Source organism: Piscinibacter sp. PDB5-1, from assembly GCF_056676035.1.
In genome coordinates, this window is record NZ_JBWVZL010000007.1 from 1 (window position 1) to 24,842 (window position 24,842).

Annotated in this window: 22 protein-coding genes; all 22 read left to right on the forward strand. The window is 58.1% G+C overall.

Annotated features, from left to right (window positions below):
- Positions 1–475: 475 nt before the first annotated feature.
- Positions 476–784 (forward strand): hypothetical protein, encoded by a 309-nt coding sequence (locus AC1KAT_RS21740; protein WP_480329372.1) that lies wholly within the window; start codon positions 476–478, stop codon positions 782–784.
- Positions 785–3,296: 2,512 nt separating this feature from the next.
- On the forward strand, positions 3,297–3,569 hold the full coding sequence (locus AC1KAT_RS21745; protein WP_480329374.1) for a hypothetical protein: 273 nt from the start codon (positions 3,297–3,299) through the stop codon (positions 3,567–3,569).
- Positions 3,570–3,723: 154 nt separating this feature from the next.
- Entirely contained in the window at positions 3,724–4,320 is a 597-nt protein-coding gene (locus tag AC1KAT_RS21750; RefSeq protein WP_480329376.1) for a hypothetical protein, read from the forward strand.
- A gap of 111 nt (positions 4,321–4,431) precedes the next feature.
- Complete coding sequence (locus AC1KAT_RS21755; RefSeq protein WP_480329378.1) at positions 4,432–4,965, forward strand: tyrosine-protein phosphatase; 534 nt, start codon at positions 4,432–4,434, stop codon at positions 4,963–4,965.
- A 169-nt stretch (positions 4,966–5,134) separates the two neighbouring features.
- Positions 5,135–6,466 carry a hypothetical protein gene (locus tag AC1KAT_RS21760; RefSeq protein ID WP_480329380.1) on the forward strand — a complete coding sequence of 444 codons (1,332 nt, stop codon included), beginning with the start codon at positions 5,135–5,137 and terminating at the stop codon, positions 6,464–6,466.
- Positions 6,467–6,701: 235 nt separating this feature from the next.
- Positions 6,702–6,911: a DUF4287 domain-containing protein gene (locus AC1KAT_RS21765; RefSeq protein ID WP_480329382.1), complete on the forward strand. Its 210-nt coding sequence runs from the start codon at positions 6,702–6,704 to the stop codon at positions 6,909–6,911.
- Positions 6,912–7,663: 752 nt separating this feature from the next.
- The gene (locus AC1KAT_RS21770; protein WP_480329384.1) at positions 7,664–8,077 is read left to right on the forward strand and encodes a DUF6258 family protein; all 414 of its coding nucleotides are present in this window, start codon (positions 7,664–7,666) and stop codon (positions 8,075–8,077) included.
- Between the two features lie 83 nt (positions 8,078–8,160).
- Complete coding sequence (locus tag AC1KAT_RS21775; protein WP_480329386.1) at positions 8,161–8,634, forward strand: DUF7684 family protein; 474 nt, start codon at positions 8,161–8,163, stop codon at positions 8,632–8,634.
- Between the two features lie 815 nt (positions 8,635–9,449).
- Entirely contained in the window at positions 9,450–10,226 is a 777-nt protein-coding gene (locus AC1KAT_RS21780; protein WP_480329388.1) for a hypothetical protein, read from the forward strand.
- 773 nt (positions 10,227–10,999) lie between these two features.
- A complete protein-coding gene (locus AC1KAT_RS21785) occupies positions 11,000–11,332 on the forward strand; it encodes a hypothetical protein (RefSeq protein ID WP_480329390.1) in 333 nt (110 codons plus the stop codon).
- Positions 11,333–11,470: 138 nt separating this feature from the next.
- Positions 11,471–11,887, forward strand: coding sequence for a VOC family protein (locus tag AC1KAT_RS21790; RefSeq protein ID WP_480329392.1), 417 nt, complete (start codon positions 11,471–11,473; stop codon positions 11,885–11,887).
- A gap of 985 nt (positions 11,888–12,872) precedes the next feature.
- Positions 12,873–13,304, forward strand: a complete 432-nt coding sequence (locus AC1KAT_RS21795; protein ID WP_480329394.1) for a hypothetical protein — start codon at positions 12,873–12,875, stop codon at positions 13,302–13,304.
- A 953-nt stretch (positions 13,305–14,257) separates the two neighbouring features.
- Positions 14,258–14,656 carry a DUF7674 family protein gene (locus AC1KAT_RS21800; RefSeq protein WP_480329396.1) on the forward strand — a complete coding sequence of 133 codons (399 nt, stop codon included), beginning with the start codon at positions 14,258–14,260 and terminating at the stop codon, positions 14,654–14,656.
- 1,027 nt (positions 14,657–15,683) lie between these two features.
- Positions 15,684–15,986: an HAD family hydrolase gene (locus tag AC1KAT_RS21805; RefSeq protein ID WP_480329398.1), complete on the forward strand. Its 303-nt coding sequence runs from the start codon at positions 15,684–15,686 to the stop codon at positions 15,984–15,986.
- A gap of 1,087 nt (positions 15,987–17,073) precedes the next feature.
- Entirely contained in the window at positions 17,074–17,481 is a 408-nt protein-coding gene (locus tag AC1KAT_RS21810; RefSeq protein WP_480329400.1) for a WapI family immunity protein, read from the forward strand.
- Between the two features lie 85 nt (positions 17,482–17,566).
- Positions 17,567–18,412 carry a GIY-YIG nuclease family protein gene (locus tag AC1KAT_RS21815; protein ID WP_480329402.1) on the forward strand — a complete coding sequence of 282 codons (846 nt, stop codon included), beginning with the start codon at positions 17,567–17,569 and terminating at the stop codon, positions 18,410–18,412.
- Positions 18,413–18,857: 445 nt separating this feature from the next.
- Complete coding sequence (locus tag AC1KAT_RS21820) at positions 18,858–19,337, forward strand: hypothetical protein (RefSeq protein ID WP_480329404.1); 480 nt, start codon at positions 18,858–18,860, stop codon at positions 19,335–19,337.
- A gap of 98 nt (positions 19,338–19,435) precedes the next feature.
- Positions 19,436–20,155, forward strand: coding sequence for a hypothetical protein (locus AC1KAT_RS21825; RefSeq protein WP_480329406.1), 720 nt, complete (start codon positions 19,436–19,438; stop codon positions 20,153–20,155).
- 632 nt (positions 20,156–20,787) lie between these two features.
- A complete protein-coding gene (locus AC1KAT_RS21830) occupies positions 20,788–21,156 on the forward strand; it encodes a hypothetical protein (protein WP_480329407.1) in 369 nt (122 codons plus the stop codon).
- A 202-nt stretch (positions 21,157–21,358) separates the two neighbouring features.
- Positions 21,359–21,718: a hypothetical protein gene (locus AC1KAT_RS21835; RefSeq protein WP_480329409.1), complete on the forward strand. Its 360-nt coding sequence runs from the start codon at positions 21,359–21,361 to the stop codon at positions 21,716–21,718.
- Between the two features lie 1,414 nt (positions 21,719–23,132).
- Entirely contained in the window at positions 23,133–23,543 is a 411-nt protein-coding gene (locus AC1KAT_RS21840) for a hypothetical protein (RefSeq protein ID WP_480329411.1), read from the forward strand.
- A gap of 1,093 nt (positions 23,544–24,636) precedes the next feature.
- On the forward strand, positions 24,637–24,842 hold a 206-nt coding region (locus AC1KAT_RS21845), incomplete at its 3' end, for a hypothetical protein (protein WP_480329413.1).

Consider the following 24,842-nt stretch of genomic DNA (forward strand, 5'->3'; position numbering starts at 1 on the left):
CCACATGAGCATCATGCGGACTGTCATGTCTGGGCGCTGTACCGCAGTGCGGCCTAACCCTTCCATCGAGCGGATGCCAAGCCGGCTGCGCCGTCTTGCCCCCGCTCATGTCAAACGTTAGGTTTCATTGGTGCGTGCGTTCCCTCTCGTGTTGTTTTGGTGCGTCTGGTGTGCCGGTGGTGCCTATGTATTTGAGGTTTGGCGTCAGGGCGCCTGTCCGCCAGCCGCATGCAGCGGAATCCTTATCATCTTTGCCGCGCCCAAGTTGCTCATCGCAGGGCTCGTTTGGCTTGCAATCGGCCTTGGAGCGTCGTTCGCACTTTGGTCCCTGTCCGGCGCCCGGAAGGGCAAAGGCTCTGGCGAGAATGAAACCTAACCATTCCATCGAGGGGATGTCCAACCGGCTGCGCCGGTCGGCCACCCCTCATGTCAAACGTTAGGCCTCGGCGGAACCCCTTTCAACTCACACACTGAAATGCGCGTCTTCATCGACATTTCGCTTCTCACTCCCTGCTCAGCGATCGGCCGAGTGTCCGGGCCAATGGAGTTTCCATCACTCCCGCGTGTCGGAGAGCTTGTCTCGCTCAGCCGCGCTGTTGTTCCGAACGCAGATTTCTCAGGCCAAATAGCCGTAGAGCAAGTCATTCACAGCCCCACAGAGTCGGGGCAAGAACCGATGCTCTCGCTCGCAGATATTGTTTCGCCCACGGCAGAAGCGGCAGCGTCTATTGGTCAAGCCCTCGAGCAGTTCTACGGCCTGTTCTTCGACCCGTACGAAAAATGAGGTCAATCTTGCACTGGCATTGCGCCTGTTCTCACGGCCAAGCATCCCCTGCACGAGCGACGAGGCCTAACCCTTCCATCGAGGGGATGCCAAGCCGACTACGCCGTCTTGTCACCCCTCATGTCAAACGTTGGGCGTCATGGGGGTATCGAGTGGCGAGTTGTTGTGAGCAGGATTGATCCGACTAAAGCTGCGATCCGAAAGCGGCTGTTTCTTGCCGCGAAGGAACGTGGGGAGTCTGGGCCGTCTCATGGGTACGACTGGTGCAGTCACTGCCATGGTCACGGCTCAGTATGCGTCGAGCATGCCCGAGGCGGGGAGCGATGGGCTTCGTTCGAAGAGTGCAAAAACTGCCACGGAGAACGCGTGGTTGCGAGCAAAGAGTAGAAGGAACAGGGGGGCTACGCGCCGGGTCGCTGAGTCTGGCTGTCAGCCCCAGCTGGAGTCTCTGCTTGGCTCAAGCTCATGGTCGAGTTAGGTACAGGCTCGAGGCAGGGATGGGCCGCTGTCCTACAGCAAACAGGTGCGCTGAGAATGACGCCCAACCATTCCATCGAGCGGATTCGCCTTCGGCGAACCGCTCATGTCAAACGTTAGACATCGGCCGATTGGTAGTGGTGCCATGCGAGCAGAAGCGTGCCGAGTTCTTCATGGGCTGTCCGTCCGTTGGCGGCCAGCGCACCGACTAAGCGTGGTCGCCAGATGCGTGGCTTCGGTCGGCACGGTGTGGCGGCGAAGTCCGAGCCAGGCCGGGGGCAGTCTGGCCGCCGACGACCTAGCCAGGGTGCGAGGTGCTATGCAATCGGTGGCCGGTCAGAGAAATTTCTCAGCCAGGGCGCGGGCGTGAAAGGCAATGCTGTGTTCAACAGGCAGCGTGCATGGCCAGGTCGGCCGAGCCGGTCGCTGTCTAACCATTCCATCGAGGGGATGTCTTGCCGGCTGCGCCGTCAAGTCACCCCTCATGTCAAACGTTAGGAATCAGAATTGGCGCAAGTACTTGACGCTACAAGGAGCTGCGAAATCTGTGGTGGCGCGCTTGCCTTGCATCCTATGGACCGAGATCTGTTGCGATGCGTATCCTGCGGCGTGGATTGCGAGGTCGAAAACATTTCCTCCCATGAGCGCTTTGTCGGACCGGAGGAATGGGGCCTTCTGCGACTTGAGGTGCCGGCGCTGTCGTCACCAGACGCACGGCTTTTCTCCGTTGTATCGAACTGTTGGCGCCGCTGCGAAAAATTCACTCCCCTTAGAAGGTTTCCGGGCCAACTTATCGGGAACAAGGTTTGGCAAAGTTCCAGCATCAAACTGTATGCGCCGATATCTACGTACCTACGGTTGCGGAGAAATCTGGCCGAGAACGGGTACGCGAACATCGGTTTGTCATTCAGTCCAGTCCCGTTGAGTAAAGTCCCCATGCCTGACACTAGATGCAACTGATGCCTAACCATTCCATCGAGCGGATGCCCAACCGGCTGCGCCGGTCGGTCACCGCTCATGTCCAACGTTAGGCGTCAGGGTGCAGCACTACCTCTACTCGTCCTCAGGGAACACCGTGGGTGTCGATGAGTACCTCGGATTCTTCGAGGTAGGAGACAACGACTACATCAGCAGGTATCTGGAAGTGCGAGCGGACGGAACGGCAGTTCGCTACACCCAGGATTGGCCTGCCGACAAGTACGGAGTTCTTCCCGAAGGAACCTGGAGCATTGGTGCAGGTGAGGCAGCGAAGCCTGAGTATGGCCATTGCCGACAAATCTCTGCCGCTCTGTTTGATGCCATATGGTGCGCCACAACGGTTGTCAACGAACCGGACCGAACCTAAAGGGCGGGCGTCGCATCGGCTCATTTGTAGTGGCATTTCCGGCAACTGACGCGTCTCTTTCAGATGTTGAGCTGAGAATGACGCCTAACCATTCCATCGAACGGACTCGCCTTCGGCGAGCCGCTCATGTCAAACGTTAGGCCTCTCATGCAACTTTTCCCTCCAGGAATATGCGAATACTGCGGTCGCAGCGGTAAGCATCCAGAGTGCGAGAAAACTGTGGCTGAGGTCGTACTTCGCTATCAATCAGCCGATGCAGAGCTTCTCAGGAAGTACGCAAAACACGGTGCATATGGGGTTCACGGATCAACGTCCGAGGAATCTTTTGCCCGGGCTTGCGCGAGCTTGGAAAGCTATCTCGGAAGGCCACTGAGCTTCGATCGTGCAAGTGCGCTTGAAGCGAACAGTTGGTGGTTTCTTCCGGAGGGGTGGATCGGGATGATAGGTTTCATCGTAGAGGAGGCTACTGGCCTAATCTACCCTCTCGGTTCTGGGCTCGCTTATCGAACCAAGCTGCCAAACGTGGGGGCGAGTTGGAGTGCAATTCTTGAGTATGTATCAGGCCATGTGCAACCGGTCCAAGGCGGAGGGGCCTAACCCTTCCATCGAGGGGATGCCCAACCGGCTGCGCCGGTCGGTCACCCCTCTTGTCAAACGTTAGGCCTCTAGATCGACCAATTTGACGCGCACATGAATGACCGAGTTCTTCTGCTGAGCGGTGTTTTGGATGCGCTGGATCGGCTCTTTGACAGAAAGGACAAAGTGCCAGAAGTGCGAGATGTTGTGCATGCGGCGGCGCAAGCCCTTCCGTCGGACAAGCAGTTTCTTGTTCTTCGGGAGGCAACTGGCTCCCTTGAAGAGATCATTCGGGCCGCTCTCCCTGAAGTGGAGGCGCGCGAGCGAGCACTACATGTGACCAACACTCTGCGAATCGCGCTGGCTGAAGATGTTGGCCTTCAATGAGAGAAGACGTCTAGTGCCTTCGCGCACGCAATCTGTTCGTATGCTTCAAGCGTCGAGGCCTAACCATTCCATCGAGGGGATGTCTTGCCGGCTGCGCCGTCAAGCCACCCCTCATGTCAAACGTTAGGCGTCGCCAATTGACAGGGAGTTGGCCGTGAGCGAGAAATTCATCGGGCACGTGATTGATCGGGCGTCCCTGCCAAGTCGGTATCCAACACACGCACACGAACCCGAGTTTTGGGAGGCACTTGGACGCGCTGTCGCGACGTTCGGATTCCTGGAGGACGTACTATCTAAGGCAATTTTCGCCCTCACTGCGACTACTCGGCACGAAGAGTCCGAGCTAGATAACGCTTACAAGGCATGGCTTCCCACGCTGGAGAAGGCTCTTGTAGATCGCTTGGGAAGTCTGATAACCGCGTACGAGAAGGCGATCCGCAGCCACACGGATGCCAACGTCAAGAATCTCGATGACCTGCTGATAGATTTGCGCAATGCCTCAACCATCCGTAACGTTATCTGCCATGGCTTCTGGGGAACTCCGAACGCACAGGGTGCAACAGTCCCATCGTTCGTAAACAGGAAGAAGGAAGTCTTCGCCACTCCGATTGACACGCATTACTTGGATCGTCTACAGAAGGGGGCCACCGAGCTGGCGTGCGTCGTGATCGACACAGTCACGCACATGGGTTGGCAGTTTCCGGGCTCCAGCAGCCCAGGTGAGGCAGTCTGGTCGAGTCAGAAATCATGAGCCCCCGGTGCGGTGCGACGCCTAACCCTTCCATCGAGAGGACGTCGCCCGGCAAGCCGGTCGCCGCCTCTCATGTCAAACGTTAGGTGTCCCCTGGTACCAAGTTCCCATATGAACCCGGCTAACTTCCGTGATGTAGGTGAAGCCCTGAGTCTTTGGATGGAGCCATGCCCTATGCCGATGCGACGCTTGTATCGTGGAGGTCGTGTTGATGGGTTGACTCGCCCAGAAGACATCGGTTTTCCGAGGACCGTCATAAATCTACGAACAGGGCCCGACCCTGATCATTTGGAGGTCAAGGCGATTCATTTGCCCGCACCGAACAATCTGGAGAACTATGAGACTTCAGTGCGTGGTGTTGCCGAATGGCTACGAACAGTCTTGGATGCTCTTACCTCTCCGACAACGGAGTGGCCTGTCTACATACATTGCACTTCCGGACGAGATCGAACTGGCGTTGTAGTTGCCGCCGCACTTCATCTGATAGGCGTTCCGCGGCAAGTCATCTTGGGCGAGTATCTGCTCAGTGATGGGGCGGAGCATCAACTCATTGCTCGCGCGATAGATGGGCTGGATGCCTTTCAGTATGGAGTCTCGGAAAGAAATCAGCTTCGACAGTCCCTTGGTGTTCTAAGCGCATGCTGAATGGTTCTCGGACACCTAACCCTTCCATCGAGCGGATGTCCGCCCGGCTGCGCCGGTCGGCCACCGCTCATGTCAAACGTTAGGTTGCGTCGCGAAACAGGACGTCGAAGTTCAGCATCCGCGCAAAAGCTCACTACACGGAGCATCCCACTTGAGTCAAAACTCAGTCATGCAAGAGTTCATGGCCGCAGCGGATGATTGGGTCTGCAATGGCTATTCAATGGACATTCGCTACATCGCGCAAGAGGGCGAGATGGGGCTTCAAATCTGGCAAGCAAGCGTCGGTCTTCATCCTTTGAAAGCCCCAAAGGATCTCGGCTTCAAGATCAACACCGCCAAGTTCAGGCTAGGCCAGATCCAAAGATTTCCTGTAGACAAGCAAGAGTTGATCGAACTTCTGAATCAAGCAAAGCAAGGCACGATCGATCTTCCAGATGGAAAGCTTGCTCTCCCCAACGAACGACCTCACGACCACTACTCAGAGATGAGCCTTCGCGAGCGTTGGTTCTCTGAACTCCATCTACAGGTATCCGGCTCGCATCTTTACAACCAATCACCTATAGATCTGGCAGGAGTAGACAGTGCTCTTCGAGCATCAACCCCACCATTTGATGGCTTGTCCGAAGCAGCCATATGGCTTGGCTTCAAAGCGCCGGGCACCTCAACAAGTCCGCCCTCCATTGATATTCGGGTTGGCCCACCGTGCGACCTCATCTTCGACAAGTGCTCCTTGCTCGAGGATCGGCTCAGCCTGACTTTGCATGCACACCCAAACTTTGATGTTGCGCGCGTCGGGCTTGCGGTAAGAGCCGCCCCTGGTGTTGGACTTGATGCCAGACGACAGGTTTCTAGTGAAATCAAGTGGGCAAACGTTCGAGCTGGTCGACGCGTAGGAACTGTACGGATAAAGCTAAAACAGGCCGACAGCGCACTTGTCATGCTGATGATTGGCCGTTCCACTGTGCGCCGCCAGTGGTTTCTCGACCCAACAAAAGCCCGCAACAATCGCCTACTTGCCGTACAGCACTTCGACAAGGAGCTGCGGATGATTCGAAATGCGGTGCTTGAAACCACAGATTCCGCCAGATTCGAACAAGGTATCGCAGCGCTTCTCTTCCTTCTCGGGTTCTCCCCTTCAATTCAATTGGAGACGGCATCACCCGATCTCATAGTGACGACGCCCGGCGGAAGACTCGCAATAGTTGAGTGCACCACACGCATCGCAGACTTTGCAGCCAAGCTAGGAAAGCTTGTTGATCGTCGCGGAGCGCTTACAAAATCACTGAGCGCCAGCGGTCACCCGTCAAGCGTCTTGGCAGCACTCGTTTGCCGACTACCGCGGAATCAAATCGCAGCCCAAGCGCAAGAGCTGATTGCACACAAAATCGTTCTCATAGCTGGCGAAGACCTAGCCTCATCATTCAATCTTGTTCGGCACTCTAACGACCCAGACCAAATGCTCGATGAAGCTATTGCACGCCTCAATGGCAACACGCTTTGACCGCAAACAGGTCAAGCACGTGCCAACGCAACCTAACCCTTCCATCGAGAGGACGCTTTCCGGCCTACGGCCTCCAAGCGCCTCTCATGTCAAACGTTAGGCATCAGAGGTATTGCCGCGCGACTTTGGAAAGGAGGGCGGCATATGCTGGGTAGACCCAATCTTCAATCCTCGTTTGAGTGGCGCTAGTCCCCGAACCGTCTCACGATCAGAGTGACAACGACTGAAAGGCATCATGGCAACGCAAGAAGCAGCTAAGGGCCCAGCCTCCTACTTCCCATCTATCGAGAAGAAGTACGGAAAACCGATAGATCACTGGATGCATGTTCTCAAGCAGGCAGGGCCACTCAAGCACATGGAGCTTGTGGCTCATCTCAAGGGTCAGCACCAATTGGGTCACGGCCATGCCAATGCGTTGGTTGCTTGGTTCTTGGCCAAGAAGTAGTCACTAGGCATTAGTCACCCAGAAGCGTGCCGCGATGCCTAACCATTCCATCGAGGGGATGGCTTGCCGGCTGCGCCGTCAAGCCACCCCTCATGTCAAACGTTAGACATCGGCCGATCGAAAGCGGTGCCATGCGAGAAGAAGCGTGCCGAGTTCTTCGTGAGCTGTCCGTCCGTTGGCGGCCAGCGCTCCGGCTGAGCAGGTTCACCAAGTGGTTTGGGGGCAGCGGTGCGTCATCGATACTTCCGATCCATGGCAGCGAAGGGTTTGCCCAGTCGGCAGGGCTCGCGTTAACGGGCCATGCGAGCCGGTCGCTGTCTAACCATTCCATCGAGCGGATGTCTCAAGGGCTGCGCCCTTGTGCCACCGCTCATGTCAAACGTTAGACCTCAGTGTTGGGTCAGGCCGCGTGCCTCCGAAAGCAGTGCGAGTTATGCAAACGGTGCTTCATCAAAAGACTGCGCGTTCCGGCCGAACTTGGCGGCCACGCGCATCGTGCGGGCATCCAACGGCGGTGGCTTCGCTGGGCAGGTCGCAGCGGTTGGTGCCGGCTGTCCGTCCGTTGGCGGCCAGCGCGCTTAACGTTGGTCATCGAGCCTATCTGTTTGTCAGCCGTGCTGGCTCAAGCTGCGGTTCGTCTGCGGGCATTCCTCTGTGGCTTCGTCCACAGATGTCTAACCCCTCCATCGAGCGGATGCCAAGCCGGCTATGCCGTCTTGTCCCCGCTCATGTCAAACGTTAGGCCTCTGACCGTGCAAGTTGATCAGTTCCTGTCTACGGTTTATCTGGGAGACCGCGCTTGCAAGGCGGTGCTGATTGACGGCTGGAACGAGCGCGTCTCGATAGTCGTCGATGAAATCTCCCGGGTGAGGAGTGAGTTAGGTAGGTGGGACTTCTATAACGACGAGAACGTCATTGATGGGGTGCTCGTCTTTGAAGCCGTCAAGTTCTGCTCGCTAACACCGCCCGGGCCTCTGCCCTCAGACCAGATCGATATCGTTTCCGTCGAGCGACTGGAAGGTTCCCCGCGGCAATGCCGAGTGGTGTTTCACATCATGGGCATCACACCTGAGACGAAGCAGATGTGCGGCATGGAACTTGAGATCATTGCTGAGTCAGTTCACATCGAAGATCCCGCAAGGCCCGGGGCCAAGATCGAGCAATGAAGAGGCCTAACCATTCCATCGAGCGGATGTCCAACCGGCTGCGCCGGTCGGCCTCCGCTCATGTCAAACGTTAGGCGTCTGCAATGCAACAACCGCGCGCCATCAAGCTAACGCTTTCGCATCCGGGCACGGGACGCCTTGCCGCTGTCATTCGAGTCGATGAACTGTGGAGTTGTCCGCCCGCCTCAGTGCCGGAAGGCAAATATGTGCTCGTCGTGGCCAGTGATCGACGTGCGCAGCTGTCGAAAGTGGAAGTTGCTCGTACATGGGTAGAAGCCGGCGCTGCGTACGTTTGCGCATGGGGGACAAGCTCGCCGGAGATTGAAGAAACCTTTGACTCCGCCTCCTTCCTGCCCGAACTTGGCGCTCCTCTTCCCTATACCCTCATGACCACGAGCCATAGCGACGAACCGCTGGAAGAGGCCTTGTGGTTCGCGTTCTACAACGGCAAGGCACCCGACGAGGCCGATGACGGAGCGTGTCCGGTGGTAGTTGTCGTGGATTCGCAGGTTCTTGAGGAACGCGCCACGGTGTGGGTGCAGGGGAATGCGGAATGAACCGCATCACTCATACGCCTAACCCTTCCATCGAGAGGACGCTTTCCGGCCTGCGGCCTCCAAGCGCCTCTCATGTCAAACGTTAGAACTCAGTTCGCCGCAGAGGCCGCGCCTTCGAGAAGCAACCAATGAAGCGAAGAGTTCTAACGCCGCCTGTGGTGTGCTTCGGCACCACCCAGCGGCTCGGAGCATCGAGCGGGCCTCCACTGCCGGTGGCCTCGGTCGGCATGCCGCACTGGTTGGCGCGGGCTGTCCGTCCGTTGGCGGCCAGCGGGCATAACGTTGGCAATCGAACCTATCGGTTTGTCGAGCGTGCTAGTTCAAACTGTGGCTCGTCTGCCGGCAGTTCTCTGCGGCTCCAGCCACAGAGTTCTAACCACTCCATCGAGCGGACTCGCCTCCGGCGATCCGCTCATGTCAAACGTTAGACATCGGCCGATTGAGGGCGGTGCTATGCGAGCAGAAGCGTGCCGAGTTCTTCGTGGGCTGTCGGTCCGCTGGCGGCCAGCGCACCGACTGAGCATGTTCGCCGGTTGCAGTGCTGAGTTGGGCGCGATGTGGCGGCGGAGTCCAAGCCGAGTCAGTTGCGGGCCGGCCTGCGCCGACTGAGCCAGGGTGCTAGGTGCTATGCAAGCGGTGGCAGGTCATAGAAACTTCTCAGCCAGGGCGCGGGCATGAAAAGCAATGCCGTGTTTAGCAGGCAGCGCGCATGGTCAGTTCAGCCAAGCCGGTCGCTGCCTAACCCTTCCATCGAGGGGATGTCTTGCCGGCTGCGCCGTCAAGCCACCCCTCATGTCAATCGTTAGGCGTCACAAATGCGACTACTTCAGCGAATCACTGTTTTGATTGCCGCTTTAGCGGTTGCTGTGCCATCTATCGCTGGAGTGGAAAAAGAAAGCTACAGCAGTCGTTCCGGACTGTTCTTTGCATGGCTCTCGCCTGATGACGGGTACGTCTCGGCCCGCTTTGACAACCCTAGCCAGCTTCGTGAGCTTGCGCAGCACTGCAACTCAGGGCGCGACGTGTTCTCTCTGCAGAAGGGCACAAAGTACAAATGCAAGATTGAAGTCTTCAAGCTTCCTTCCGGAGAGGACTATTGGGAATCGGCAGGGGCTTCTGTGCTTGGCCCATCACCCAAATCGGACACGCGGCAGTTCGCTCTTTTCTCAACCAAACCTCCGAAAACCACCCGCTGGCAAGTTCAAGCCGTTACTCCACAAGATCGCGAGGCATTGGAGGCGCTACTCAGGTCCGATGATGTAAGGTTCGAGGCGATGTCGAGGCAACTGAAGCGCAACAGAGCACTAGTTGTAAGCAGACTTGGTGGCTCATATTTGACAATCGTCGTACCCGGAGAGGTAGTTGAAGATCGAGAGGCCTTCTACTACGCGCAAAGACACCACGTATTCACGAGCCACGACGGGGTCTACACGTATCTTGGTGAAATTCCAGGCAAGCCGATCAACTTCGTCGATCTCGACGGAGATGATCTGCCAGGACTTGTTGTATCGGAAGGCTGCGACGGATGGTGCATCTCTCTCTGGGGAATCAAAGGTGGATTCAAACAAGTCGGAACATTTGGCGGCCACTAGCGGCGTTGCCATCACGGTGACGCCTAACCCTTCCATCGAGGGGATGCCCAACCGGCTACGCCGGTCGGTCACCCCTCATGTCAAACGTTAGACATCAGCCGAAGGAAAGCGGTGCCATGCGAGCAGAAGCGTGCCGAGTTCTTCGTGGGCTGTCCGTCCGTTGGCGGCCAGCGCACCGGCTGAGCGAGTTCACCAGGTGCTTTGCAAGCAGCGGCGCGTCAGCGAAACTTCTCAACCAAGGTAGCGAAAGGTTGGCGCAGTCTGCGTGGCACGGGTTAACAGGCCATGCGAGCCGGCCGCTGTCTAACCCATCCATCGAGCGGATCCGCCTTCGGCGGCCCGCTCATGTCAAACGTTGGGCGTCACGTTGAAATCAGTAGGGCGCGCTCGGCGCGTTGAGTCGAAGCTGGTGGTGCCGAAACGGAGTTCCGAGAGTGGCGGAGGCTCATGGGTGCGCGAGGCGCGACCGAGGCGCTTCGCGGCAGCGACTGGTTCGTCACGCGAGTGCCAGTCGGTTGAGCGCAGTGCTGATGCTCGCCAGTCTCGAAGTCAGGCGGTGAAGGGCGCTTCGCGCCGCAGTGCTGCACCTGGCAGTCAGTCCAGTTGAGGCCGCTGCGCGGCGAGTGCGCCTGGTCGAGTTGGGTGCAGGCGCGAAGCAGGGAAATGCCGCTGTTCGAGGGCCGAGCGGTGCGCAGAGAATGACACCCAACCATTCCATCGAGCGGATTCGCCTTCGGCGAACCGCTCATGTCAAACGTTAGACGTCCGAAGTCATGGCCCTGCACTACGACAACAATCCGTCGCATCTTGAAGTGCCGGCCGGCTACATCGCTGTCGAGCGCGTGTATGCGGTCAAGCACGGTGGGTTCACGGAAGCGCAATGGGAGCAACTGGGTAGAGTGTTCGAGTCGCTCCCTGAGTGGCGTGCTGCGGGAGAACACGGCTGTTCGTGTTGGTTTGGTTCCTCTGAAGTGGCGCCTTACCTGCTCGCATCTGTCGAGCCCTCTGGCTTGCAGGTGTCGGGGATCGTCAGGCCGAGCCAGTGGCAAGCCTGGAACGAGCGCTTTGTCGCCCAGCTTGGTTCGTTTCCCACATTCGAAGTCTAGGCGCGTGCGTACGTCTAACCATTCCATCGAGGGGATGTCCAGCCGGCGTCGCCGTCTGGCCTCCCCTCATGTCAAACGTTAGGCGTCGCAGAACTATTCGTTCCGCACCCCGGTGTCAGTGAAGAAGGTGGAACTGCTGTGGCTATCCGACTCGACCATCTCATCGTCCCATCCAAAGACAGAGTTGCTGCGGCACGGCAGCTTGGAACGCTGCTTGGGGTCGCATGGGCCGAGCAGGGAGCAGTCGGCCCGTTCTCGCCGGTATACGTAAGCGAGGAGCTGACGATTGACTTTGACCAATGGGCCGATCCAATTCCAAAGCAGCACTACTGCTTCCACGTGAGCCAAGAAGAGTTCGATGTCATCTTCGCCCGGATAAAGCAGGCAGGAGTTGCGTACCGAAGCCTTCCCCACGGCCCGGACGACCACACGGTTAACCCTGCGTTCGGAGGAAAACTCATCTATTGGAGCGAACCCGATGGACATGTTTGGGAGCTACTGACCGTCAGCTATGAACGCCAGCCAGGAACGCAGAGTGAACGCAACGACGCCTAACCCTTCCATCGAGCGGAGATCAACCGGCAAGCCGGTTGCTCCCGCTCATGTCAAACGTTAGACCTCAGTGTTGGACCAGGCAGCGTGCCTTCGAAAGCAGTGCGAGTTATGCAGACGGTGCTTCATCAAACGACTGCGCGTTCTGGCCAAACCTGGCGGTCACGCGCATCGTTCGGGCATCCACTCGTGGCGGCTTCGCCGGGCAGGTCGCAGCGGTTGACGCGAGCTGTCCGTCCGTTGGCGGCCAGCGCACATAACGTGGGTCATCGGGCATATCGGTTTGTCAGCCGTGCTGGCTCACAGTTCGGCTTGTCTGCGAGCATTCCTCTGTGGCTTCGTCCACAGAGGTCTAACCCCTCCATCGAGCGGATTCGCCTTCGGCGAACCGCTCATGTCAAACGTTAGACATCGGCCGAGGAAAGTCGGTGCCATGCGAAAAGAGGCATGCCAAGTTCTTCGTGGGCTGTCCGTCCGTTGGCGGCCAGCGCACCGGCGGTGTTCGGTCACCAGGCGCTTTGCAAGCAGCGGTGTGTCAGCGAAACTTCCTAGCCAGGGCAACGAGGGTTTGTGCGGTCTTTCTCGGCGCAGTTCAATGAGCCATATGAGCCGGTCGCTGTCTAACCATTCCATCGAGCGGATGCCCCAAAGGCTGCGCCTTTGTGTCCCCGCTCATGTCAAACGTTAGACATCGGCCGAGGAAAGTCGGTGCCATGCGAAGAGAAGCGTGCCGAGTTCTTCGTGGGCTGTCCGTCCGTTGGCGGCCAGCGCACCGGCCCAGCGGGTTCACTAGGTGCCTTGCAGGCAGCGGCGCGTCAGTGAAACTTCTCAGCCAAGGCGGCGAAGGGTTGGCGCAGCCTGCGTGGCTCGGGTTAATGGGCCATGCGAGCCGGCGGCTGTCTAACCCTTCCATCGAGCGGAGATCAACCGGCAAGCCGGTTGCTCCCGCTCATGTCAAACGTTAGGCTTCACAACCTACATTGAGACGATGCGAACCCTACTTTGTGTGCTCTTTATGCTTGCTGCGGGAGCAGCGCAGGCGACCGAATTGCGCGCTAACCAAAGGTGTGCAGCGAAGTTGCAGGAAGAGCAGGCGCGAATTGAGCATGACTTCAATCGAACCCGTCCACCTACAAGCGACAAGGTTGCGTTTGAGCGGTGGGCGAGTGAAATGCACGCCGCGTTGAATGCGGCCGGCAAGCAAGCTGACGAATGCGAGCGGAAGAGCACGCCGACGCTGACAACGGATCGGCGCGCGGCGCTGGACAATTGCCTGAAAAGAATCAGCAGCAAGACCGATGAGGTCTTCCGCAAGTATTCGGGACGGACGCTCACGCGGGATGAGCAAGCAAGGCAGCGAGCAGAACTGGAGGATCTTCATCAGCAACGCATCGCATGTGACCTCGCGTCGCGGAAGTAGATGTATCAAATGGTGGGGTTCTTGTCGGCGAAGCCTAACCATTCCATCGAGGGGATGCCCAACCGGCTACGCCGGTCGGTCACCCCTCATGTCAAACGTTAGACATCGGCCGATTGGTAGTGGTGCCATGCGAGCAGAGGCGTGCCGGGTTCTTCGTGGGCTGTCCGTCCGCTGGCGGCCAGCGCACCGACTGAGCGTGTCCACCGGGCGCGTTGCGGCTGCCGGCGCGACGTGGCGGCAGAGTCCGAGCGACACGAGTCGCAGTTCGGCTTGTGACGAACCGAGCCAGGGTGCGAGGTGCTATGCAATCGGTGGCCGGTCAGAGAAACTTCTCAGCCAGGGGCGCAGGCATGAAGGGCAATGTCGTGTTTAGCAGGCAGCGTGCATGGCCAGTTCAGTCGAACCGGTCGCTGTCTAACCATTCCATCGAGGGGATGCCTTGCCGGCTACGCCGTCAAGCCACCCCTCATGTCAAACGTTAGGCATTTCTGGTGACAACCTCGCCTCGCATCCTTTGGTGGCTATCGCTGCTTGTCGTGGTCGCGTTTCCATTCGCCGCACACCAGCTTCTGCTAGAGGCGGGAGGGGTGTTCATGGAAAGCATCTCAGCCAGGAACTATTCAGCCTTCACGCTTGCCGTTACAGCCATTGCGGGAATGGCGCTGATCCTTCTCCTTCGCCTGCCAGATAGGGCTCCAGTCCTGCGCCGCCTTCTGCGAGTCCTTTTGTACCTAGGGTGTGCCTTGTGTGTGGCAATGCTCTTGGTGACCTGCTCGGTGACGACAAATTGCGAGCCCGATCCGGTTCAACTAGCGAGTCCGTTTAAGAAGGCAGTTCCTTCTCTCCGCGTGGCTAGCGATTGCTCGTGAGAAGAAAATGCCTAACCATTCCATCGAGCGGATGGCCAACCGGCTACGCCGGTCGGCCACCGCTCATGTCAAACGTTAGGCCTCATGGCTACCACCCCCGAAGATATTGCGGCATACGAGATCGTTGGAGCACTTCGCGCGGCATTTGCAGAAGAGGCTGTCGCCGTGGACGAGATTCTTCTTCGAGATGGATACGATGAAGATGCCTACTTCACCTGGGTTGAGCGCTTCTCTCAGTTCACAACCGATGCCATCAAACGCAAGGACTTCAAGAAGGCTGCAAGCCATATGAGCCTGCTTTCTCGCATCCTCGCTGCCGGAAACGAAGCAACCATTCGGTGCATCGACGTAGCCTACGTTGAGTCCTTGATGTGGGATATCAAAGACGAGAAGCTAAAACGGGAAGGCTGGAAGCTGATCCCTTCGAATCTAAGGTCTCTCTATGTCGCCATGTGGGGCGACCGCCCATTCATGAAGAGGTGAAATGAGGCCTAACCCTTCCATCGAGCGGACGTCTTGCCGGCTGCGCCGTCAAGCCGCCGCTCATGTCAAACGTTAGACATCGGCCGATTGAAGGCGGTGCTATGCGAGCAGAAGCGTGCCGAGTTCTTCGTGGGCTGTCCGTCCGTTGGCGGCCAGCGCACCGGCTGAGCCAGTTCACCAGGTGCGGTGCTGCGGCCGGCGCGGTGTGGCGGCCAGGTCCGAGTCATGCGAGTTGCAGTCCGGCTCGTGTCGAAACGAACCAGGGTGCGAGGCGCTATGCAATCGGGGCCTGGTCAGAGAAACTTCTCAGCCAGGGCGCGGGCCTTAAGGGCAATGCCGTGTTTAAGAGGCAGCGTGCATGTCCCGTTCAGTCGAGCCGGTCGCTGTCTAACCATTCCATCGAGGGGATGACTTGCCGGCTGCGCCGTCAAGCCACCCCTCATGTCAAACGTTAGACCTCAGTGTTGGTCCAGGCAGCGTGCCTTCGAAAGCAGTGCGAGTTATGCAAACGGTGCTTCATCAAACGACTGCGCGCTCGGGCCAAACCTGGCGGTCACGCGCATCGTTCGGGCATCCACTCGTGGCGGCTTCGCCGGGCAGGTCGCAGCGGTTGACGCTGGCTGTCCGTCCGTTGGCGGCCAGCGCACGTAACGTGGGTCATCGGGCATATCGGTTTGTCAGCCGTGCTGGCTCAAGCTGCGGTTCGTCTGCGGGCATTTCTCTGTGGCTTCGTCCACAGAGGTCTAACCCCTCCATCGAGCGGATTCGCCTTCGGCGAACCGCTCATGTCAAACGTTAGACCTCAGTGTTGGGCCAGGCCGCGTGCCTTCGAAAGCAGTGCGAGTTATGCAAACGGTGCCTCATCAAAAGACTGCGCGTTCCGGCCAAACCTGGCGGCCACACGCATCGTTCGGGCATCCACTGGCGGCGGCTTCCCTGGGCAGGTCGCAGCGCTTGGCGCGAGCTGTCCCTCCGTTGGCGGCCAGCGCACGTAACGTGGGTCATCGGGCCTATCGGTTTGTCAGCCGTGCTGGCTCAAGCTGCGGTTCTTCTGCGAGCATTCCTCTGTGGCTCCGTTAAGAACTTGCGGAAACTGAAGGCCAAGGGCTATCCGCTGGAGTCGATCATTGCCGTCGACGACACGCCCGCGAAGTACGCAAAAAACTACGGCAATCTGGTTTCGGTTCGTGAGTTCGTCGGCGATCCGGCAGATGACGAGTTGCCTCTACTGGCCGCGTACCTCGAGGAGCTGTCGAAGGTGCCGAATGTTCGAACCGTTGAGAAGAGAGGGTGGCGTGAAAGAGCGCGTAAACGGCTCAAGGATGCCTAACCATTCCATCGAGCGGATGTCCAACCGGCTGCGCCGGTCGGCCACCGCTCATGTCAAACGTTAGACATCAGCCGAAGGAAAGCGGTGCCATGCGAGCAGAAGCGTGCCGAGTTCTTCGTGGGCTGTCCGTCCGTTGGCGGCCAGCGCACCGGCTGAGCGAGTTCACCAGGTGCTTTGCAAGCAGCGGCGCGTCAGCGAAACTTCTCAACCAAGGTAGCGAAAGGTTGGCGCAGTCTGCGTGGCACGGGTTAACAGGCCATGCGAGCCGGCCGCTGTCTAACCCATCCATCGAGCGGATCCGCCTTCGGCGGCCCGCTCATGTCAAACGGTAGATTTCTTGGCGACCGGTGCACGTCCTGTGTGGCTACGGCTGAGCCCAAGAGTTGCAGTTCATCGTGCTGCTCTGGCGTTCTTCGCGCCGATCTGCTTGTCTATCGTTTGGCTGCGGGCGTCCTTCGCTCGCGGGGTTTCGGGTTGCCCTGCGTTGGGTGGCACGCCATCATCGGCGCTCTATTCAAGCGGTTGGTTTCTCGGCGTGCTGAGGTCATCGTGTTTGTCCTCGCCAAGAAACCTACCGGGTCGCTCAAGCGGACAGCCTTCGGCTGCCGCTTAGCTCAACGTTAGGCGTCTGATGAAACGAACCCAGTTCTTGGCGCATTTCTCGTTCCCGATGCTGGTAGCCTTGATCGGGCTTCTCCAATCGTTGCGCCACGAACCGCTGACTGGCGAGTTGGCTCTCACGCATCTCGCATGGGCGGCCTTGTTCTACGCCGCGCCCCACCTTCTTTGGGTAGTTGTCGCAGCGAGGGTCAAGCCTGCACTCTGGGTATGGCATGCAGGCCTTGGCGCCGCTTCATGTGCGTTGCTGGCGGTCGCGTCACTTTCGGTATGGGGGCCACGTGATCAATCAGGTTTGCCTTATCAGTGGTTCCTGTATTGGCGGCTTGCCGGCCTACTTCTGGCAATCGTCGGGGTTGGTTGGCTTCTGGCAAGGCGCCCACACTGCCGAGACGCCTAACCCTTTCATCGAGGGGATGGTCAACCGGCTGCGCCGGTTACCCACCCCTCATGTCAAACGTTAGGCGTCATGCACCTCCGCGCAGAAGCACTTGAACTCATCTTGTCACCGGCCCGCCCAGTGGATAGTGAGGACTGGGTTCGAGTGCGCGTCAACGCAAACTCAGGAGAGTTTTCAGGGGAGTTCGAGGCATATCTTCAACTGGAAGATCTACGCCGCTTCGAACAGGAAGTAAGGCAAATGCACTCAAACGTCGGCACTCCACTAGAGGCAGTTCTGTCCTGCCACGAACGAGGAATCTACGTACGCCTTGCTTCTCAACGGCTTGGTGGAGTGGAGGGAACTTATCGGCTAGAGCCTGAGCGCTCGCCCGAGCGAGCTTTAAAGCTGTCAGGAGCATTTCAAGCCGATCAAAGCTATCTCCCAGAGCTGGCAGCAAGCATTCAAACTCTCATCGCGGCGCTAGAGCAAAAATGACGCCTAACCCTTCCATCGAGAGGACTTTTCCCGGCAAGCCGGGTCAAGCCTCTCATGTCAAACGTTAGCTTTCACAGGCCACCTCATGCCAATCGGAAAGTTCATTTCGCTCTTCCTAATCGACGGCTCGGTCGATGGGGTAATCGCTTGCGAACTATTCAACTGGACAGGCAAGGGCTACAAGATTCCTAGAACACTTCTAAAGTCAGTCGCCGAGCGCGACGACCTAAAGAAGGCAGGGATCTACTTTTTAGTTGGCCACGACGATGCTGATCGACCGATGGTGTACGTCGGAGAAGCCGAAGAGGTCTACAAGCGAATCACCCAGCACCAGGACAAAGAATTTTGGTCCGAAGTCCTTGCGTTCATCTCCAAAGACGAGAACCTAAACAAGGCACATGTGAAGTACCTTGAGTACACGCTTCACAAAGACGCCACGGACGCGGCCCGATTTCAGATATTCAACGGGAACACCCCCAACAAGCCCGCCATCTCGGAAGCGGAGCGCGCAGTTATGTTGGAGTTCGCGCAGAACCTGCGCGTCATGGTTGGCACTCTTAGCTACAAGCTGTTTGAACCTATCGTCACAGAGAAAGAGGCAGAAAAGCAGGAAGCCTACTTTGTCCAGGGCCCACGTGGCGCCAGTGCAAGTGGATTCCCAACTAACGAAGGTTTTGTCGTGCTCAGCGGCTCACAGATCGCTGACTCCGAGGTTCCATCAACACCTCCACTAGTCAAAAGAAAGCGCGAAGCATTGGCAGCAGATCAAGCGCTTCTGGGCCATTCTCTGGTGAAAGACGTACTTTTCAATAGCCCTTCCCTAGCAGCCGCTGTAATTCTAGGTCGAAGCGCAAACGGGCAAGTTGAATGGAAGCTCAAGAGCGGACTAACGCTTAAAGATGCACAAGCACCGCAAATCGGTGAAAGCTAACCCTTCCATCGAGAGGACGTCGCCCGGCAAGCCGGTCGCCGCCTCTCATGTCAAACGTTAGACATCGGCCGATTGGTAGTGGTGCCATGCGAGCAGAGGCATGCCGGGTTCCTCGTGGGCTGTCCGTCCGCTGGCGGCCAGCGCACCGACTGAGCGTGTTCACCGGGCACGGGGCTGCGGTCGGCACCGTGTGGCGGCGAAGTCCGAGCCAGCTCCGTTGCGGTCTGGCCGGCACGGACCGAGCCAAGGTGCGAGGTGCTATGCAATCGGTGGTCGTTCAGAGAAAACTTCTCAACCAGGGCGCGCATGAAAGGCAATGCCGTGTTTAACAGGCAGCGTGCACGGCCAGTTCCGCCGAGCCGGTCGCTGTCTAACCATTCCATCGAGGGGATGTCTTGCCGGCTGCGCCGTCAGGCCACCCCTCATGTCAAACGTTAGAAATCACATGGCCATATCGAAGCGTTCTTTCATCGCAGTCGTTGCCGCCTTTGCAACGCTTTTCACCAACGCAGCTGCAGCACAAGCAGAACGGGAAAAACTACTAATCGGCGAATGGCGTCACACATCCAGCAGCCATACGATTGATGGGAGGCCTAGCCCTACCAAACCGTCTGAGACGCACGCAGTTGGTGTGTTCACGGCTGACAAGAAGTGGTCTTTGGAGAGCTCAAAGAATCGATCAAGTGGCACATACAGATGGTTAGACAACGAGCGCATCGAGCAAACCGTAGTCGAGTCTGGTTTACCTCGCCAGATCGGCATGGTCTCGGTCAAGCGAGTAGTTGTCACACAGGATCGACTCGAATTGATTTCGGCGCACGGCCATGAGGAGCTTGAGAAGGCGATCCCAACGGTGAAGCCAGGCGAGCGACGCCCAACTGGAATGGTCATAACCACCGTCTTTTACAGGGTGGAGCGAAAGTGATTTCTAACCATTCCATCGAGAGGACGTCGCCCGGCAAGCCGTGCACCGCCTCTCATGTCAAACGTTAGACGGCAGAGACATCCGGGAGGGAATCCGAAATGCAAGCGTACGCGCATGAAGACTTGCTCGAACGAATCGTTGCGCGTGCATTTGCTCTGACCGGCATGGAGAGGAAGCCCCCGCGTGTTGCCGACCATCGGCAGGGGCAATCCATTGAAGAGCTAGCTCGATTCGGAGATGCTCTCACCATCGGTGATGGGGCGATACACAGGTACTACTACTATTCAGAATCCGGGCCTGATCGGCTGCTGTACAGCAGTCACGGTTCAATGGCTGACTTGTTGCTCACCTTAATCGGAAGCGAGATCAACAGTCGATCGCAGGTGGCTAGCGTGTCCCTTGTGTATCGACCCGACATGTGCTCCCTTCCCGAAGTCAAGGGCTACATTGAGCGGAGGACGTCCCTTGCAACCAAGAATGGCAACCTTGCAGCCTTTGAGCTTGGTATGCAGCTCGCCGGCTATGTATCTACCCTTGCTCACGCTCAACTCGATCGAGTTATCGCCAGCAAGAGGGTGTGGCTCGCTGACACTCGCCTCTTCGGGGTAGATCCGCTTTCTTGCGAAGAGCGACAGAAAGGAATTCTCGGCTTCTGGCGCAGTCCTGCTGAAACCCGCTCGTTTGGCGAGTCGAGGTTCAAAACTACTCGGGGTGGCAACGGCGCCAAGGTTTACGAGTCAAACCAATACCAAGTCGTCCGAATTGCGAATCGCTCGTGCGTGATCAAGGTTGAGCCAATCGGTGACTCGCTTCCGTAATGCGAGCGTCTGATACTTTCGCCCGACTGCAACCAGTTGGTTGCCCATAGCCACAAATACCCACAGGTTTTTTCCCGTGAATCTGCCGTCTAACCCTTCCATCGAGCGGATTTCTTGCCGGCTGCGCCGTCAATCCACCGCTCATGTCAAACGTTAGGCGTCATGAGTAATCGCACCTTTGCCTGCCTGCAATGCAGAAAGCTCCAACGAAGAGACCAGAACACATCGGCCTTCTTCTGCCCGATTTGCGGACGAGAGAGCATCAGAGTGCACTGGAAGCTTCATGTGCCATCCCCACGGAAGATCAAAAAGTGGAACTCCTTCTGGGCGCGGTACCTTCTCGAACTGCGGCAGATCGAAGAGTTCAGGGCAGACCCGACATCAAAGAGCTCAGACTTCCCTTGCTCAATCAAGTGCTTCGCCGTCCGACAAGATGATGCTTAGTGCGACGTCACTGCTTAAACCGAAAGGTCGATGTACCGACAGGCCAGCCCGGAAAAAAGGGGCATCGAGAGTGAACTCCAGGGCGCATTCGGGTTGGGCGGGCGCGTGACGCCTAACCCTTCCATCGAGCGGATGTCCAACCGGCTGCGCCGGTCGGCCACCGCTCATGTCAAACGTTAGGCAGCGCAATGTCCGACTTTCGTCGCATCACTAAGCGAGACGACCCCGCAAAGCTTGCGGCAGCCAAAAACGAGGCGCTACTTCTTGAGGCTTTGGAGATTGCCAAGCGGCGAGCCGAATCAAAGCCGCAGGTTGTTAAAGAAATTCTCGCCACGGTTGCTGTCGAAGGGCTCGCATCAAAGCTCAACTCCAAGGCCACCGCAGTGAGCTTCCGGGCGGAGAAGTACAAGCGCACGTGGCATAGCCTCACTCCTTGGCAATACCTTGAAAACACGACCGCCGAAGAACAGGCCGAGTTGATGCTTCAAACTGTCGAGGACAACATTCAAATGACCGAGACGAACTCGTGGCCTACGCACCCAGAAAATCGCAAGTAAACAAAGGAATCCCCGGTTGGCGCGAAGCGCTGCCTAACCGTTCCATCGAGCGGATGTCTTGCCGGCTGCGCCGTCAAGCCACCGCTCATGTCAAACGTTGGGCGTCACTAGGTTCCGGGAGCAGCGTCGCCAATCCTGGCGGTTCAAGGAAACATGTCTCACCATTGCGTGAGCGTCGGAGTCAGTCAACGGGAGGCATGAAATGAGTGAAGCAGAGAGCGCAGCGGTCAAAGTAGGTCGTCGAACAACTACAAATCGCCGAGAGAACATCGACTACCTAGCAATAACACACGGGTCGCAGGCCGCGCTAGCGGTAGCCATTCCGACCTCAGAGCTGACCCAACCAATGATCAGCACCATTCTGAGAAAGAAGCGTCCACTTTGGCCGCACGAAGCCAGAGCAATCGAAGTAGACCTAAAAATTCCAACGTATTGGCTAGATCGCTATTCCTTGCGCCTTGCTTGGAAGCAGCTTCGTCGCTTCCGCGAACTGCCGGAAGAAACGGTTTCTCTCTTCAACGAGATGCTGGCGTTTACAGAAGCTCAGAGCGGGAATCCTTGAAGCTACACCTTGAGGCGCAGTGACGCCCAGCCCTTCCATCGAGAGGACTTGCCCCGGCAAGCCGGGTCAAGCCTCTCATGTCAAACGTTAGACCTCAGTGTTGGTCCAGGCAGCGTGCCTTCGAAAGCAGTGCGAGTTATGCAAACGGTGCTCGATCAACCGACTGCGCGTTCCGGCCGAGCCTGGCGGTCACGAGCGCCGTGCGGGCATCCACCGGCGGTGGTTTCGTTGAGCAGGTCGCAGCGGCTGACGCGGGCTGTCCGTCCGTTGGCGGCCAGCGCACGTAACGTGGGTCATCGGGCCTATCGGTTTGTCGGTCGTGCTGGCTCACACTGCGGCTTGTCTGCGAGCATTCCTCTGTGGCTTCGTCCACAGAGGTCTAACCACTCCATCGAGCGGATTCGCCTTCGGCGAACCACTCATGTCAAACGTTAGACATCGGCCGATTGAAAGCGGTGCCATGCGAGCAGAAGCGTGCCGAGTTCTTCGTGGGCTGCCCGTCCGTTGGCGGCCAGCGCACCGGCTGAGCGGGTTCACCGCGCGCTTTGCAAGCGGCGGTGTGTCAGCGAAACTTCGAAGCCAGGACAGCGAGGGTTTGTGCAGTCTTCGCGGCGCAGCTCAGTGAGCCATACAAGCAGGTCGCTGTCTAACCATTCCATCGAGCGGATGCCCAACCGGCTGCGCCGGTCGGTCGCCGCTCATGTCAAACGTTAGGCGTCTATGTCGCAGTCGGGCGAGTTGAGTCTTGCGGAGATTCCGTATGAGTCCGGAGAGATCCGTTTCCGCTATACACGAGTGCTGTCAGCGGACGGAGCGCGTTGGATCAGACATGGGCTGTTCGTTGAATACAGCAAAAACGGGCAAGCGCTATCGGAAGGTCACTACGACCAGGGTTTAGAGCACGGGTTGTGGCGGGACTTTCATGCCAACGGTTTGGTTGCGGCACAGGGTGAGTACCTTGCCGGTAAGGAGCATGGAGTCTGGCGATACTGGAGCGATGATGGAACCGAAGAGCCGTCCGTCGAGTACGTTCATGGGCAGGCAGACGCCTAACCCTTCCATCGAGCGGAGATCAACCGGCAAGCCGGTTGCTCCCGCTCATGTCAAACGTTAGACATCGGCCGATTGAAGGCGGTGCTATGCGAGCAGAAGCGTGCCGAGTTCTTCGTGGGCTGTCCGTCCGTTGGCGGCCAGCGCACCGGCTGAGCGGGTTCACCGGGTGCTTTGCAAGCAGCGGCGTATCAGCGAAACTTCTCAGCCAAGGCGGCGAAGGGTTGGCGCAGTCTGCGTGGCTCGGGTTATCGGGCCATGCGAGCCGGTCGCTGTCTAACCCTTCCATCGAGCGGAGATCAACCGGCAGGCCGGTTGCTCCCGCTCATGTCAAACGTTCGGCATCAGCATGCCCGGTACGCACATGTTCCAGTGGTACGACGTGCCCGCAGTGGCCGTCTACCTGACCTGGTGGTTCGGTGTTGGTGCCCTGTTGCTCGCGTTTTTGGGTCTTCTCTCAGTGGCTTTTCGGTCGAAGCGGCTCCAAGATCGAGTGTGCGCCGGTGCCGCGATGTGCTTCATCGCCATTGAGGCGGCAGTTCTGAGCAACCTCTACCTCAAGGCCAATACGCCATGCTGGTTCGAGCACCTCTTCGTATTCAATGGGTTTGCATTGCCAGCTCAACTTGTGCTCGTCATTGGCGCGTTCGCCGCGTTCGCCGCGTCGGACGGGCGCAGATTTGGTTGGTTGCTTGCGGGGATGCTGCCAGGCCTCGCTTCGGTACCGTTCTTTTCAGCAGCCGCAAAGGTGGCGTTCGGAGCGACTGATGCCTAACCATTCCATCGAGCGGATGTCCTGCCGGCTACGCCGTCAGGACACCGCTCATGTCAAACGTTAGACCTCAGTGTTGGGTCAGGCAGCGCGCCTTCGAAAGCAGTGCGAGTTATGCAAACGGTGCTTCATCAAAAGACTGCGCGTTCCGGCCAAACCTGGCGGCTACGCGCATCGTGCGGGCATCCACTGGCGGCGGCTTCTCTGGGCAGGTCGAAGCGGTTGACGCGAGCTGTCCGTCCGTTGACGTCCAGCGCACATAACGTGGGTCATCGGGCCTATCGGTTTGTCGTCTGTGCAGGCTCACGCTTCGGCTCGTCTGCGAGCATTCCTCTGTGGCTTCGTCCACAGAGGTCTAACCCCTCCATCGAGCGGATTCGCCTTCGGCGAACCGCTCATGTCAAACGTTAGACCTCATGGAGCGGCCGTGGAGAAACGCAAAGAAATCACAAACAGAGGCTCACGGTTGATGCCGTTGCATACCGAGCCAGAAGGCCAAGATTTCTGGCTTCAGCCAGGAGAGACGGTAGAAATCCGGGCGGAAGTGGCGTCAGCCTCCGCAGACTTTGAGATTGATGAAGGGCCTGATTGGGTCACTGTCTGGCCATCTATCGACATGGGGTACATAAGCACTTGGTCCGCGGGAAAGATTCTTGAATGTGGATACCAACGCCCACTGCATCAAGACTAGCTCCGCAGCTAGCTTCACTGCGGGCATCAGATCTACTACGGTGAGGCCTAACCCTTCCATCGAGGGGATGTCCAACCGGCTTTGCCGGCCGGCCACCCCTCGTGTCAAACGTTAGACATCGGCCGATTGAAGGCGGCGCCGTGCGAGCAGAAGCGTGCCGAGTTCTTCATGGGCTGTCCGTCCGCTGGCGGCCAGCGCCCCGGCTGAGCGGGTTCACCGCGCGCTTTGCGGGCAGTCGCGCTTGCGGGAAACTTGGAAGCCGAGGCAGCAAAAGGCACGAGCGGTCTGCGTGGCACTGGTTGTTGGGCCAAGCGAGCCGGTCGCTGTCTAACCCTTCCATCGAGGGGATGCCCAACCGGCTGCGCCGGTCGGTCACCCCTCATGTCAAACGTTAGGCCGCACGAGATGACGCCTTGGTATATAGCGACCAGACCATTCAATCCCGACCTCAACACCGAGGAGTGGGCGAAGTACGTTGAGGCGTCAGGACTGCGCCAACTGCGCGAGCTGGTCACGCTTGACCAGGCACTCTGTCCGCCAATTTTGAGTGAGATAAGAAACGAGTACTGGTCGCACATAGTCAATGAAGACTTCATGCTTAACTTCTTCAC

What these genes read in the sequence shown, in the direction of transcription:
- AC1KAT_RS21740 (WP_480329372.1), top strand. Translation starts at nt 476, where the DNA reads ATGCGCGTCTTCATCGACATTTCGCTTCTCACTCCCTGCTCAGCGATC.
- AC1KAT_RS21745 (WP_480329374.1), top strand. Translation starts at nt 3,297, where the DNA reads ATGAATGACCGAGTTCTTCTGCTGAGCGGTGTTTTGGATGCGCTGGAT.
- AC1KAT_RS21755 (WP_480329378.1), top strand. Translation starts at nt 4,432, where the DNA reads ATGAACCCGGCTAACTTCCGTGATGTAGGTGAAGCCCTGAGTCTTTGG.
- AC1KAT_RS21760 (WP_480329380.1), top strand. Translation starts at nt 5,135, where the DNA reads ATGCAAGAGTTCATGGCCGCAGCGGATGATTGGGTCTGCAATGGCTAT.
- AC1KAT_RS21765 (WP_480329382.1), top strand. Translation starts at nt 6,702, where the DNA reads ATGGCAACGCAAGAAGCAGCTAAGGGCCCAGCCTCCTACTTCCCATCT.
- AC1KAT_RS21775 (WP_480329386.1), top strand. Translation starts at nt 8,161, where the DNA reads ATGCAACAACCGCGCGCCATCAAGCTAACGCTTTCGCATCCGGGCACG.
- AC1KAT_RS21780 (WP_480329388.1), top strand. Translation starts at nt 9,450, where the DNA reads ATGCGACTACTTCAGCGAATCACTGTTTTGATTGCCGCTTTAGCGGTT.
- AC1KAT_RS21785 (WP_480329390.1), top strand. Translation starts at nt 11,000, where the DNA reads ATGGCCCTGCACTACGACAACAATCCGTCGCATCTTGAAGTGCCGGCC.
- AC1KAT_RS21795 (WP_480329394.1), top strand. Translation starts at nt 12,873, where the DNA reads ATGCGAACCCTACTTTGTGTGCTCTTTATGCTTGCTGCGGGAGCAGCG.
- AC1KAT_RS21800 (WP_480329396.1), top strand. Translation starts at nt 14,258, where the DNA reads ATGGCTACCACCCCCGAAGATATTGCGGCATACGAGATCGTTGGAGCA.
- AC1KAT_RS21810 (WP_480329400.1), top strand. Translation starts at nt 17,074, where the DNA reads ATGCACCTCCGCGCAGAAGCACTTGAACTCATCTTGTCACCGGCCCGC.
- AC1KAT_RS21815 (WP_480329402.1), top strand. Translation starts at nt 17,567, where the DNA reads ATGCCAATCGGAAAGTTCATTTCGCTCTTCCTAATCGACGGCTCGGTC.
- AC1KAT_RS21820 (WP_480329404.1), top strand. Translation starts at nt 18,858, where the DNA reads ATGGCCATATCGAAGCGTTCTTTCATCGCAGTCGTTGCCGCCTTTGCA.
- AC1KAT_RS21825 (WP_480329406.1), top strand. Translation starts at nt 19,436, where the DNA reads ATGCAAGCGTACGCGCATGAAGACTTGCTCGAACGAATCGTTGCGCGT.
- AC1KAT_RS21830 (WP_480329407.1), top strand. Translation starts at nt 20,788, where the DNA reads ATGTCCGACTTTCGTCGCATCACTAAGCGAGACGACCCCGCAAAGCTT.
- AC1KAT_RS21835 (WP_480329409.1), top strand. Translation starts at nt 21,359, where the DNA reads ATGAGTGAAGCAGAGAGCGCAGCGGTCAAAGTAGGTCGTCGAACAACT.
- AC1KAT_RS21840 (WP_480329411.1), top strand. Translation starts at nt 23,133, where the DNA reads ATGTTCCAGTGGTACGACGTGCCCGCAGTGGCCGTCTACCTGACCTGG.